The following is a 12,824-nucleotide window of genomic DNA, read 5'->3' as shown; positions in this document are numbered from 1 at the left end:
CGTCGGTGGTGAAAGACTCGGCGGTCGACGGGGATCGATCGGCGTGGCGCGAGGCTGGGCCGGGACTGAAGGAGACGACATGCAACAGGCCCAGATCAGCGACGGCAAGCTCACCATCGCCACCGACGCCGAGGTGCCGACACCCGGCCCCGATCACGCTCGGGTTCGCATCACCTCCGCCGGCGTGTGCCACTCCGACCTGCATCTGGCCCGGGGCGAGTGGGCCGGTGTCGTCGTACCCGTCTGTGGGCACGAGGCCATCGGCATCGTCGAGGAACTCGGACCGGGCGCCGAGCGATTCACATCGGTGGGGGAGCGAGTCATTCTCGGCCTCGGCGGCACGGGCGGCGGCTACTGGTGTGGCGCCTGTATCCATTGCCTCGGTGGCGAACCCCGGCTCTGCACGCAGGCCAAGGGCATCATGGGGACGTTCGCCGAGCAGTTCTGCGTCTATGCGAAGTCGTTGGTGGCGCTGCCCGACTCGGTCGGTGATCACGAAGCAGCGCTCGCCTGCGGCGGGCTCACCGCCTACGGCGCGATCAAGAAGCTGTTCAAGCACCAGATCAACCCAGGTTCGACCGTCGCCATCATCGGTGCCGCCGGCGGCCTCGGGCACTACGCCGTGCAGTTGGCCAAGAATTTCGGCTACGAGGTGATCGGCGTCGATCTCGGCGAGGAGCGTCTGGCGTTCGCCAAGGAGATGGGCGCCGACCGGGTGATGGCGCCCGAAGAGGCGGCCGGTGTCGCAGCTGAGGGCGGTGTCGACGCCGTGCTGATCTTCGCCGCGGTGAAGTCAGGCTTCGATCTCGGCATCACCATGTTGCGTCGTGGCGGGTTGTTCGTCGGCGTCGGGATCCCGCCGACCGATCAGGGCAACATCGAGATCTCGCCCTGGGACTTCTTCCGCAAGGGCATCACGATGATCTACTCGGTCGTCGGCAATGTGCAGGACATGCGCGAGCTGGTCGACTTGGCAGCGGCCGGCAAGGTGAAGAGCCATGTCGGGCGTACCGCGCCACTGAGCGAGCTGCCGACCGTGTTCGACGAGCTGGCGGCAGGCGCCTACGTGGGGCGGGCGGTCATCACCGATCTCGCCAACTAAGCCCTTCGCGTCCGGGCATTGCCAGGGGAGAACGACATGACCAACACCGACCGTCCGATGTCGTTGTCACTGCATCTTCGCGTCGACGGACCGATCGCCGACGCCGTCGCCTTGGCCCGGCGAGCCGAAGAGGCCGGCGCCGACGGGCTGTCGGTCATCGAAGGGGTGCGCGATCCGTTCGTGCCGCTCGCAGCCATGGCGGCGGCAACCACGACGCTCCGCCTCGGGACGTATGTCGCCAACGCTGCGGCTCGCACTCCCCAGGCGACGGCGACCGTGGCGTTGAACCTTGCCGATCTGTCGGACGGCCGTTTCACACTCGGGATCGGCGTCGGGAATCGGCATCTCAACGAGTGGTTGTTCGGCCTCGACACCCGTCGACCCATGGCCACCATGCGGGACTACCTGACGATCCTCGGAGCCTTCCTCCGGGGTATCGTCCCCGACGGTGAGCAGATCGGCGGGCATCACCACCACATGCAACGTCGCTACCTCCCGCGCGATCCGCAGCGAGTCCCCGTCGTGATGGCGGCGGCCGGGCCGCGCATGATCGAACTGGCGGGAGCCATGACCGATGGGGTCGGCGTGGGGGTGCTCGTGTCGCCCGAGCATCTGGCCAACGAGATCCGACCTCGGGCCGAGCGCGCCGCGAAGGCGGCCGGCCACGACCCGGGCAGCTTGCGCTTTCCGATGGCGGCGATGGTGTGCATCGACCGCGACGAGTCCGCCGCTCGATTGGCGGCGCGTCGAGCCATCGCCGGGCTCTTCCACCCGGTTCCCCACCCGTACTACGACTTCCTCCTCCGGGCCCAGGGCTACGCCGACGTGGCCGACGCCTGCGACGAGTACGCGCCGCAGAAACGTTGGAACGAAGCGCTGGCCGCCATCGGCGACGATCTGCTCGATCGGCTCACGATCACCGGCACACCCGAGCAGTGCGCCGAGCGGCTGCGGGCCTACGAAGGCGTGGCCGACGAGGTGCTCTGTCTGAACGCAGTGAACCCGTCCGCCTGGGATCTGGTACTCGAGACCATCGCGCTGGTCCGCCGCTGAGTGGTCAGATCCCGGCGACCGCCTCGGCAACGGCCTCGAGGTCGGCGGGCGTGTGCGGTGGCGGGAGGTAGACGATCGCAAGGTCGAGCCCGGCGTCGGCGAAGGCCGCAGCCTGGGCGGCGAGCGCCTCCGGTTTCGAGCGGTCGAGGAAGAGGTGCGCCGAGGTCATGATCTCGGCGGGGTCACGGTCGAAGGAGGCACAGTGATCGGCGAGCACACCCTTGAGTCGGACGTACTCCTCGACCGGGCCGCCGACGAAGTTCCAGTGCTGGGCGATCCGAGCGGTCGTTCGCAGCGTGCGCTTCTCACCGCTGCCGCCGATGCAGATCGGCGGGTGCGGGGTCTGTACCGCCTTCGGTTCGCAGTAGGCGCCGTCGAGTGTGTAATACGTGCCGTCGTAGGCGGAGCGTTCCTGTGTGAGCAGCGAGACGATCACGTCGCAGGCCTCGTCGAAGCGGTCCATCCGATCCTTGATCGAGAGCAGGTCGATGCCGTAGGCGTTGGCCTCATCGGTGTTCCATCCGGCGCCGAGCCCGAGTTCGAGTCGGCCGTGCGAGATCTGATCCAGCGTGGCAGCCATGTTGGCCAGGACGGCAGGATGTCGGTAGGGCACGCCGGTGACGAGCACGCCGACTCGGAGGCGGGTGGTCGCCTGTGCCAGTGCCGTGAGGGTGAGCCATCCCTCGAGGCACGGGCCGCTGCGGTCGGCGAAGATCGGCTCGAAGTGGTCGAAGGTCCAGCCGGACTCGAACAACTCGATCTCGTCGGCTGCCTTCCACACGGCCAGCATGTCGTCGAAGGTCGTGGACTGGGGCGAAGTCTTGAAGGCGAAGCGCATGGCCGCAGTCTTTCACGACTCCGGCCATGCGTCGGTATGGCTCGGTCGGTCAGGTGCGAGCCGCGAGGTCGTCGAGCCAGCCGAGGAAGAGGTCGGTCCAGGCGTCGGACGGTAGGCCTTGACGCACCATCCCGAATCCGTGGCCTCCCCGGCGGAAGGCATGCAGTTCCGACGGTCGATCGGCGGCGGTCCAGTCGGCGTGGAGACCCTCGACGATCCGGACCAGCGGGTCGTCCTGTGCGACGGCAGTGAACAGTGGAGGTGCATCGCCGGGTACCGTCGCGCCCTGGGTCTCGCCGCCGTAGATCGGAGCGATGAAGGCGACCTGATCAGCTCGGGGATCGAGGGCGATGTCGACGATCATGAAGGCACCGGCGGAGAAGCCGATCATGCCGAGGGCTTCGGGGCGAAGGCCGAACCGACCGGCCTCGGAACGGACGATTTCGATCGCCCGCCGTCCGTCGTCGGCCGCCGCGGCACGTGCGATCCGGTAGGAGTCCGTTGTGATCAGATCGCCGATGGCGGTGGGCTTGCCGGCGTGCGGGATCGGTTCCTCGAACAGCCGCCCGGCCGCGGCTTGTCTGGCGGCGAATGCGTCCGGGTCGGCGGGCGAGGCCTGCAGCCGGTATTTGAGGACGAACGCCGTGTACCCGAGGGCAGTCAGCCAGTCGGCGACATCGACCCCTTCGTGGCCCCAGGCGTTAATCGTCCAGCCGCCGCCGGGCACCACGATGATGCCGACACCATTGCCTGCACCCTCCGTCGGCTCGAACACCGTGAGGGTGGGATCGGAGATGTTGCGCCAGAAGAAGGTGCCAGCGGCGACGCCTTCGGTGACGTCGTAGGTCGACTCGGGAGGAACGTCGGCAATCGTCGTCGGCGGTCCGTCGGGCCAGAGGCGGATCGTGTCACTCATGGGTTGGTTCCTCGCTTGTCGCTCAGGGACTCGTCGGTCGCGTCGGCTGATTGTTCCACGGAACGCACGCGCTCGGCCGCCTCGGCGAGGGCCGCAATGGCGTCGAGGTCCATCGGATCGTGCAGGGCGACGAGGACCCGTTCGACGCCAACGGCCGCCAGCGCGTGGAGTTGGTCGGCCACCTCGTCGGGCGTGCCGACCAACGCTCGGTCGAGAATCGGTTCGAGGTCCTCGGCTCCACCCCGGTCGGCCCGGACGGCGGCGAGGACGCGATCCACCCCGTTCGCCGTCGGGGCGAGGAAGCCGTCGATCTCGAGCGAGCGGGCGACCACCCGAGCGGGCGACTCTCGCTCGATGATCTCATCGAAAAGGGCACGACGGCGTGCGTACTCGGCGGGCGTGCAGAACGAGGTCTCCCACACCTGAGCGACGCGGGCGGCCAGCATCATCGCCCGCTCGCCGGTGGCAGCAAGCGTGATGGGGATCGCCACGTCGCTGGCTTGCCAGGTCGCCGACATGACCTCGATGGCGGCGGCGAGATCGGCGCAGCGCTCGTCGTAGGCGGGATACCGGACGCCGTGGGGCTCCCACCACGGTCGAGCAAACGCTGTTGCGGCACCGACACCGGTACGGAGCTCGATCCGCCCCGGGGCGAGCGCCGCCAGGGTGGCGAGCTGGCGGCTGAGGAGCAGCGAACTGCGGTAGTCCGGCAGGACGTTGGCGATGACGGGGCCGAGCCGAATCCGCTCGGTCGATCGTGCGAGCGCGGCGAGGACCGTCGAGCAATCGAGGTTGAGCGGATGGGGTGACTCGCCATAGGCGAAGCCATCGAGTCCGAGTGCGGCGGCGTGTTGGCAGGCAGCTTCGATCTGCGGGTAGTCCGCTCCCCACACTTCCAGCCCCACGTCCATGCTCGCCGATGTTAAGCCGCCAGCCGCTGCCGAGCCGACGACCGATCAGGGCCGTTCGGACCCCGGGCTCAGCGCTTGGTCACCGAGGACCCCGAGTTGGCGGAGCCCGGCGCTGGTGTCGACCACTTCCCAGATCTCGGCGATCTTGCCATCGGCGACACGAATGAACAACGCCTGATCGACCTCGATCTGATTGCCGGTTGGCTCGACGCCCAGGAAGTTGCCGGTGTGCACGCCGCTGACTCGTAGCCTGGCCGCGGCCTCGACGTCGGAACCAACGACGGCCATCACGGCGTGTGACAACCGATCGAGTCCTCGATGTGCGGCCTGCCAGGCCTCGATCTGACCGGCAATGCCGTGCACCGTGGCATCACCGGGTGTGTGGGTGACCACGTCAGCAGAGAAGAGATGCTCGAACGCATCGAAGTCGGCAGCATCGCCGGCCGCCACGTACGCCTCGATCAGCGTCTCGGCTGTGTTCATCAGGTCTTCCCCTCGCCGGCGTCCCGCTGGTGGCGTATGCCCTCGTTCCGACCCTAGTGCGGCGGTTGGTGGCCGGCAGCGGTCATCCCGCCGCCGGTTCGAGCACGCCGTCGCGGAGCACGAGGTGTCGCGCTCCAGTGCCGGCTGAAGCGGGATCGTGGGTGGCGATCAACATGGCCAGCCCGTGCTCGTGTGCGAGCTGGTCGAGCAGGCGCATGATCTGACGGCCCGTCGTTGTGTCGAGCTGGCCGGTGGGCTCGTCGGCAATCAGCAGACGGGGTTGGGCAACCAGTGCTCTGGCGATCGCCACCCGCTGCTGCTCCCCACCAGAGAGTTCACCAGGGCGATGACGCGCTCGCTTCTCCAACCCGACCGAACGCAGCATCGCTGCGACACGCTCGGCCCGCTCGTCGGCAGATGTGCCGAGCAGCCGAAGCGGAACTTCGACGTTCTCGGCAGCGCTCAGCACCGGGAGCAGTCCGAAGGCCTGGAAGACGAAGGAGAGCGACGTTCGACGGAGTTCGGCGCGCTCGCTCTCGTTGGCCTGCATGATGTCGGTGCCGCACACCGTCAGCTCACCGGTGTCGGCTCGGTCGATGCCGCCCAGGACGTTGAGCAGCGTCGTCTTGCCCGATCCCGACCGTCCGCTGAGCACCACGGTCTCGGCGGCATCGATCGTGATGTCGGCGCCGCGCAACACCGCCAGCTCGCCGGCGCCTGTCACGTATGAGCGGACGAGGCCGATCCCCTCCACGAGTCGGGTCATGGCTCGTCCCTCTCGATGGTGATGCACTCGTCGCTCGGCTGGACGCGCACGAGCCGTCCGAGCCCGGCTTGTTCGAGATCGCGCTCCGGTAGCTGGAGGCGCCCGGCCCGGTCGACCACGATGCGCTCGTCTTCGAACGTTCGTGTCCATTCGTTCACCCGCCGCTCGCTCGACACACGTCCGTCGCGGATGGTGATCGACCGATTCCCAGCGCGTGCAACCGTCTCGTCGTGGGTGACGATCACCGTGGTGACACCCAACTCGCGGCACGAGGTTCGCAGTACCTCGACGACATCGGCCGCCGTCTCGAGGTCCAACTCGCCGGTGGGTTCGTCGGCGAGAAGCAGGCGTGGACGGTTGGCCAGGGCGACGGCGACTGCGACCCGCTGTTGTTCACCTCCGGAAAGCTGGTCCGGTCGATGGTCGCTCCGGTGCTCGATGCCGACCAGCGTCATCACCTCGGCGACTCGTTGGTCCCGCTCCGATCGGCCGGCGCCGGCAACGGTGAGCGGAAGCATCACATTGTCGCGAGCCGAGAGATAGGGCAGCAGGTTCCTCGCGGTCTGCTGCCACACGAACCCGACGACTCGGCGGCGGTAGTCGAGGCGATCGGACTCGGACATGGCCAGGAGGTCGTGACCGTCGACCGTGACGCGACCAGCGGTCGGACGGTCGAGACCGGCGAGGATGTTGAGGAGCGTGCTCTTGCCGGAGCCTGATGCGCCGACGATCGACACCATCTCGCCTGCGTCGATTCGAAGGTCGAGGCCCTGCAGCGCAACCACTTCCGTTTCGCTGCTCGAGTAGAGACGTACGAGTCCTTCGCACTCGACCGTCGCTCCCGATGCCACGCCAAGGTCGTCGTGGTGGCTGATCCTCATGTGACCTCCAAGCGGAGTGTGCGGCTGGTCCGGTTCGGGACGATTCGTCGGATGGTGAATGCCACGGCACCACCGAGCGCCAACAGGGCAACGGCAGCGGCGACAGCGGAGGGGGTCGGCGACAGCCGACCACCCGCGACCTCGTCGGGAACGATGGCGGGACCGATGAGTCGTAGGACAACGCCGCTCGTGGCGAGTCCGACTGCGACGGCGGCAACGAGGCTGACGAGCAGTTCGGCGAACACCGTCCGGTCGATGGTACGCCGGTCAGCCCCGAGCGCTGCGAGGAGCGCTGACTGGCGTCGCCGCGCGTGAACGACGAGGAGTGCAGTGAAGCCGACACCGGCCACGGTGATGGCGGAGGCCGCCGTCATCACGAGTTGCACGCCGCCGACAAGGCTTCGTCGCAATGCATCGTTGGTGAGGACCGACTCGATCGCCGAGCGTTCGGTCACGCTGGCGATCCCGCCGACCGCGGCAAGGTCGGTGACATCGACGGTGGCGGGCAAGGACACCGCCTCGACTCGAAGCGGTCGTCCCAGTGCAGACTCGACCAGCGAACGGTCGGCAACCACCATGGGCCGGTCCGCCTGTCGGGCATGGTGGTAGCCGACGACGACCATGGACAAATCGTCGAGCGTCGCCACACCCCGTAGCATCGCACCGGCCGGGATCGGTCCTGTTCCGATCCCCTCCGGAGGGACCAGCACCGGTATGCGGCCGGCATCGTCGAGCGAGCCAAGCGCCTGGTCGCCGAACGGCTTCGCCGGATCGGTCTCGCTGAGGACCGCCGCCGCATCGAGGTCGACCGAGAGCACCGTTGTGAGGAGTGGATCTGCACCGTCCACCGAAAGAGGGCCGGAGAGCTGCGCCTCACCGGCAACGATGGCGGCACCGGTGAGGGCGCGCACCGAGTCGAGATCGATCTCACCTCCGGGAAGGGCGGCGGCCCGGACCGGAGCGACCGCAACGGCCCACGATCGATCGACGAGGACCGATCTGTCGGCTGCGAGCAGCGCAGACGAGAGCGCGAGTGCCGCGATGCCCACCACCGTGACATCGGCAAGCAGTGGAGCCGCACTGCCGCCCGAGGCCAGTTGACGCACCGCGAGATCGGTCGAGAGCGAACGTCCGCGTCGTCGTCGCGCCACGAAGATGACCGACCGGCGGGCCACGATTCCTCCGGTCAGCACAAGCGCCGAGAGGGCGATAGTGGCGACGCGGATGGATGTCTCCGTGCGTTCGCCGGCGCGCACGATGACGATGATCGAGGCGACCGCCACCACAGACACGACGATGTCGACACCTCGCTGGATCGCACCGCCATCCACCGTTTCACGTCGCAGCTCCGGTCCGAGCGGACGCGAGGTGACAGTTCGCACGACCATGCCGACGAGCGACCCGACACCGACGCCGGCAAGGAGAGGCCAGACGATCGTCGACCGCGTGAAGGTCGCTGCGCCGCCGACGACGACGACGGCAACCACCACACCGAGCGCCGCAGCAACGACCGAGGCGGCGATGCCAGCGGCCGTTGCTCCCGCCGTCAGGCGGCGTCTCGATGCGCCGCGGGCTCGCCACACTGCCAGTGCGGCGCGCTGGTCGTCGACGGCATGCGTGATCAGGCGAACGACGGCAACGACGGCGAGCACGGCAAGAAGGGCGCGGGTGGCCGAGACCGTTCGATTCGCCTGCCCTCGGCTACGGGCAACGTCGTCAAGCAGCGCCGCAAGACGGCTCGACCCCGACGGCGTGCCGATGGGAGGAGTCGCCGGCGTGGCGCTCGCCATACGAGCGAGTTCCAGGGACCATTCGTCGGCGCCGGACACGGTCGGCGCCGGCGCATCCATCGAACGCAGCTGGCGCAGCGTCCCGTTGCCGCCGACTGGGCGAAGCGACGGGGTGAGGAAGAAGTCATCGAGGGCGACGGCGGCAGCGGCGTCGACCTCGAAGCCGTCGTTCGTGTCGCGCTGTCGCGCTTCGTGGAGGCTGTCGTCACCGAACCAGATCGGGTCCTCGGGAGGCGACAGCTCGACCAGCGCAGCGACACGGACCTTCGTGGCGAGCACCGACCCTTGATAGGCACGCGCCACCGGATCATCTGGGTCCGTCGTCAGTTCGAGTACGTCGCCCAGGTCGACCCGCATGAGGTGAGCCGTGGCCTCGGTCACGGCGATGTCGACGATCTCAGCCGACGAGTCACTCGGAGCTACTGCATCGGCCACTCGGATCGTTCGAGCGACCTGGTCGAAGCCATCGACCACCCGAAGGGTGAGCCGGAGCCGGAAGGGCAGCGGCTCACCATTGCGCTGGCGCGCGACGAAGCGCGGGAGGTCGAGCCACGACGAGGTGACCGTCGGGTGCTGGAACATCGACGGAACGTCGAACGGGGGAGCAGCGGCGTCGGGAGCGAACGGGGCCTCGATCGACCGCTTCGACAGGTCGACGATCGTGGTCACCTCGAGATGGGTCTCGGCGATCGGGGCAGCGTCGAGCCGGTCCTCGATGACCGACATCGCTCCTTCGGCCAGTCGCAGCGGAACCGCAGAGAGTACCGCGACACTGATGAGCGTCAACAGCCACGCCGCCACTGCGGGCGCACCCGGCCGGCCGAAGCGGACACCGCCGATCCAACCGGTCATCGACGCCCCTCACCAGTACGCAGCAGGGCCGAAAGGTCGGTCCGACGCAACGACCGGAACACCAACGTCGGCGCAGCCACTGCCGCAATCCCCGTCACGGCCACCAGGATCGCAAGTTGATCCATGGGGATCACGAGCGTGGGAGCGGGGATTGCGACAGACCCTTCGACGTTCACGGTGAGCGAAGGGAGCAGCATCCACCCGAGAAGGACCGCGATGGCGAGACCGAGGGCGACCGCGACACCCAGAACGACGACGGCCTCCATCACGACCATGGTGCGGAGCATTCGTTGCGTCGTGCCCAGCGCTCGGAGGACGGCAGTGTCGGTGAGCCGGCGTCGCCGGTCGCTGACCGCGTTGGCGACCAGGCCGATCCCCGCAGCGACGATCGAAGCCACCAGGGCAATCGCCAGTGAAACGATGATGCCGACCTGGCCGGGGTCGCGTCGGAGTTCCTCGGCCCGCTGCCACCTGCTGATGGCGTCGGGGCTGTTGAGCCGGCCAGACTCCAGTTGATCGACAAGGGTGTCTGCGTTGTCAGCTCGGCTGGCGAGCAGAAGGTGCGTCGGCAGCAGTGCCGCCTCCCCGGTGTCGAAGGCCAGCGAGGTCGCCGACCCGAGATCGGCCATCGCCGCAAGCGACGCTTGGGGACGGAGCGGAATAGCCTCGGTCGCCGACATGACGACGGCCGGGAGGTGCGTCGATCCCACCAGCACGTCGACACGGTCGCCGACCGCCAGGCCCGATTGGTCGAGCAGTTCGGTGGTGACGACGATCGGGAGCGGCGGCACGCGATCTTCCGCGTGGAGCGGCAACGACAATCTCGTTCGTGCGCCCTGGCCTCGCGACAGCCCGGCCGCGATGACGAATCGTGCACCATTCGGGATGTCGTCGCTCTCGACCGTTGGACCCTCGACGAACTGGCGACGTGCGAACACGAAGTCGCCTCCGGCGAACTCGACGGCGAGCGGGTCGCCATCGAGCGACCAATCGGTCATCTCGACCGAGACCAGCGAGGAGATGTCATCGTCACGCGGATCGGGTGTGGCGAATCCCGCAGGGACGTCAACGGTCACGCCGAGCAGCCGGAGCGGCCCGCTGTAGGGGACCTTCTCCTGAGATCCGTCGAACGACTCGTGGAGGGGAAGGTCGACCTGACCGTGAAAGTTGCTCGGCACTGGGATATCAGGAAGCGCGTAGACCAAGCCGTCGACGTCGGCCACGGTGACACCGATCTCGATCGGGGAGTCATCGACCGCTGCGAGCGTTTCGGATGCGAGATGCACACCCAGCGTCTCGCCTTCGAGAAGCAGCCCTCGGGGAACGCCAGATGTCAATCCGCCGAGTGCACCTCCATCGCCGCTGCGCAGAAGATCGGGCAGGGAGGCCATGTCGGTCAGCAGCAGGTCGGCGTCGATCCCGCCCAGGCGGGCCGTGGCGAGGACGGCGGGCCGTACCGCCTCGACGTCTGCGACCTGTTCCACCAAGGGGACGAGCAATCGATCCGGCACGCGACCGCTTCGTTGGTCGATCTCGGCGAGCACATCGACACCGACCTCGGCGTTGGCCTGATCGACCTGCGATGTCACCCAGGTGGAGCGATAGACCAGGGCGAAGGCTCCGATGGCCACGGCGAGCACGATCAGCAGCGTCGATCGTGCGACGTAGGTCGGTTGCCGAGCGATGCTTCGTGCGACCATGACGGCCGGAAGCTGCGAGGTCCTCCTCGTGACGGCGAGTGCAGCGATGCTGACGAGTCGGACGACCCGCTGGGCCAGGAGTGCCCCGCCGCTCAGTGCCAAGGCCGGGGCGAGGACGATGGACGGATCGATCGAGGACGTTGCACGCGCCTCGGACGCGTGACGAAGTCTCCAGAGGCCGAGGACGGCCAGGACGATCAGGGGGAGATCCAGTCTCGTCCGGCGGAGGAACGGCATGGCGTTGTCTCGGCTGATGGCTGCCCGAGCGCTGGTGTAGTCGGTGCGACCGAAGAGTGGCCTGACGATGATCAGCGCGCTTGCGATGGTCCCGATGGCGAGAGCCAGCACGGCCCACGCGTCGATCGACGGCCGCAGATCCAGATCGGAGGAGATCCCCGAACAATCCAACACCTGCAGGGTTGCGATGCCGAGCGGCATGGCCAGCGAAGCCACCAGGAGGAGAGCAAGCGCGGCTTCCGCCAGCGCCGTCCCAATCACCTGGCGGCCCGACGCCCCCCGGCTGGTGACCAGTGCCGTCTCCACTCGGCGGGCATCGACCAGCAAGCCGCCGGCAATCGTGAGCGCCGGGATCGAGAGGGCCGTCGACATGGCCAACAACGCCAGGATCACCACGCTCGCTGCGGACAAGGACCGATCGATGCCATCCAGCAGTCCGACGAGGTCGCTCGTCACGCGCCGGTTCGTGACCGAGTCATGGGTCGCGATCGACGCCTCGATGACACCGGGCAGCTGGCGCAAACGGCCGAGGTCCGCCCGCCCGATCGACTCCGCCACGGGCAAGACTCGCCAGCTGACGGCGAGATCACGCTGGTCGGAGAACGCTGCCAAGGTCGCCGAGTCGACCACGACCGGACCGACGGTGGTGAATGACTCGCCGTCGACAACGCCATCGCGCACCTGCGGTGAGTCCCACCAATGGACGTCGCTGCGATCCGCTGCCACGAAGACGCCCGCGAGTCGAAGGCCATCCGGTGTGAGCGAGGTCACGACGAGGTCACCGACTCGCAACCCCAGTTCTGCGGCCGCATCCTGATGCAATGCCGCTTCGCCGGCGCCGGGAGGGCGTCCTTCGACGAACTCGAGGAGGTCGAGCGGTTCGGCCATCGAGACCAGCGAGGTGACCACGCCGGTCTCGTCGGCCGTTGTGAGATGGTTGGGGTAGGTCGCCGCTCCTGAGCGGGCGAGCCAGGTGACATCGAGAGCGATGGTGGTGGCGGCATGGATCTGCTCGACGACCTGTCCGATGCCGCCGGCGCTGGTTTGGCCCGTGATTTCGACGCCACCCTGAGACGGCGGCGCGTCGACGAGTCGCCGTTGCACGGCGGCGTCGGTGATCGCCGACGATGCCATCGGCCCGAGCGTGAGGAGCGTCGTTGCGACCAGGCTCAGTGCCCCGACGATGCTCAGGAGCGCCCGATCGGCTCGCATCCGAGCAAGGGCGATGCGGATCGCAGGGGTGGGCACCGAGCCAAACTACGCGTCAGAAGCTGCTCGGTCACCCCGCACCTCTC

At 68.0% G+C, this 12,824-nt stretch carries 10 protein-coding genes; 2 read left to right on the top strand and 8 right to left on the bottom strand.

The features are described from left to right. The first annotated feature begins 79 nt into the window (after positions 1–79). Both R2733_06530 and R2733_06525 read left to right on the top strand, forming a co-directional pair. Positions 80–1,102, top strand: a complete 1,023-nt coding sequence (locus R2733_06530; protein ID MEZ5376156.1) for a zinc-binding dehydrogenase — start codon at positions 80–82, stop codon at positions 1,100–1,102. Positions 1,103–1,138: 36 nt separating this feature from the next. Further along, positions 1,139–2,155: an LLM class flavin-dependent oxidoreductase gene (locus R2733_06525; protein ID MEZ5376155.1), complete on the top strand. Its 1,017-nt coding sequence runs from the start codon at positions 1,139–1,141 to the stop codon at positions 2,153–2,155. Between the two features lie 4 nt (positions 2,156–2,159). Here the strand turns inward: R2733_06525 and R2733_06520 are convergent, their stop codons facing one another. The 8 genes from R2733_06520 to R2733_06485 form a co-directional block, all read right to left on the bottom strand. Next, positions 2,160–2,993 (bottom strand): LLM class F420-dependent oxidoreductase, encoded by an 834-nt coding sequence (locus R2733_06520; GenBank protein MEZ5376154.1) that lies wholly within the window; start codon positions 2,991–2,993, stop codon positions 2,160–2,162. 49 nt (positions 2,994–3,042) lie between these two features. Continuing rightward, positions 3,043–3,909 carry a dienelactone hydrolase family protein gene (locus tag R2733_06515; protein ID MEZ5376153.1) on the bottom strand — a complete coding sequence of 289 codons (867 nt, stop codon included), beginning with the start codon at positions 3,907–3,909 and terminating at the stop codon, positions 3,043–3,045. Next, positions 3,906–4,820: an LLM class flavin-dependent oxidoreductase gene (locus tag R2733_06510; GenBank protein ID MEZ5376152.1), complete on the bottom strand. Its 915-nt coding sequence runs from the start codon at positions 4,818–4,820 to the stop codon at positions 3,906–3,908. The genes R2733_06515 and R2733_06510 overlap by 4 nt, the downstream gene beginning before the upstream one ends. A gap of 45 nt (positions 4,821–4,865) precedes the next feature. Then, positions 4,866–5,303: an ester cyclase gene (locus R2733_06505; protein MEZ5376151.1), complete on the bottom strand. Its 438-nt coding sequence runs from the start codon at positions 5,301–5,303 to the stop codon at positions 4,866–4,868. A gap of 82 nt (positions 5,304–5,385) precedes the next feature. Beyond that, positions 5,386–6,069: an ABC transporter ATP-binding protein gene (locus R2733_06500; protein MEZ5376150.1), complete on the bottom strand. Its 684-nt coding sequence runs from the start codon at positions 6,067–6,069 to the stop codon at positions 5,386–5,388. After that, on the bottom strand, positions 6,066–6,950 hold the full coding sequence (locus tag R2733_06495; GenBank protein MEZ5376149.1) for an ABC transporter ATP-binding protein: 885 nt from the start codon (positions 6,948–6,950) through the stop codon (positions 6,066–6,068). The genes R2733_06500 and R2733_06495 overlap by 4 nt, the downstream gene beginning before the upstream one ends. Continuing rightward, positions 6,947–9,592, bottom strand: a complete 2,646-nt coding sequence (locus R2733_06490) for an ABC transporter permease (protein MEZ5376148.1) — start codon at positions 9,590–9,592, stop codon at positions 6,947–6,949. Before R2733_06490 ends, R2733_06495 begins: the two co-directional genes overlap by 4 nt. After that, the gene (locus R2733_06485; protein ID MEZ5376147.1) at positions 9,589–12,777 is read right to left on the bottom strand and encodes an FtsX-like permease family protein; all 3,189 of its coding nucleotides are present in this window, start codon (positions 12,775–12,777) and stop codon (positions 9,589–9,591) included. Before R2733_06485 ends, R2733_06490 begins: the two co-directional genes overlap by 4 nt. Between the last annotated feature and the right edge of the window lie 47 nt (positions 12,778–12,824).

This window comes from Acidimicrobiales bacterium (assembly GCA_041394265.1).
Classification (GTDB): Bacteria; Actinomycetota; Acidimicrobiia; order Acidimicrobiales; family SZUA-35; genus JBBQUN01.
The sequence above is the reverse complement of the archived record's forward strand: the minus strand, read 5'-3'. Positions and strand labels throughout refer to the sequence as shown.

Coding starts and splice junctions, on each gene's coding strand:
- R2733_06530 (MEZ5376156.1), top strand. CDS start 80: ATGCAACAGGCCCAGATCAGCGACGGCAAGCTCACCATCGCCACCGAC.
- R2733_06525 (MEZ5376155.1), top strand. CDS start 1,139: ATGACCAACACCGACCGTCCGATGTCGTTGTCACTGCATCTTCGCGTC.
- R2733_06520 (MEZ5376154.1), bottom strand. CDS start 2,993: ATGCGCTTCGCCTTCAAGACTTCGCCCCAGTCCACGACCTTCGACGAC.
- R2733_06515 (MEZ5376153.1), bottom strand. CDS start 3,909: ATGAGTGACACGATCCGCCTCTGGCCCGACGGACCGCCGACGACGATT.
- R2733_06510 (MEZ5376152.1), bottom strand. CDS start 4,820: ATGGACGTGGGGCTGGAAGTGTGGGGAGCGGACTACCCGCAGATCGAA.
- R2733_06505 (MEZ5376151.1), bottom strand. CDS start 5,303: ATGAACACAGCCGAGACGCTGATCGAGGCGTACGTGGCGGCCGGCGAT.
- R2733_06500 (MEZ5376150.1), bottom strand. CDS start 6,069: ATGACCCGACTCGTGGAGGGGATCGGCCTCGTCCGCTCATACGTGACA.
- R2733_06495 (MEZ5376149.1), bottom strand. CDS start 6,950: ATGAGGATCAGCCACCACGACGACCTTGGCGTGGCATCGGGAGCGACG.
- R2733_06490 (MEZ5376148.1), bottom strand. CDS start 9,592: ATGACCGGTTGGATCGGCGGTGTCCGCTTCGGCCGGCCGGGTGCGCCC.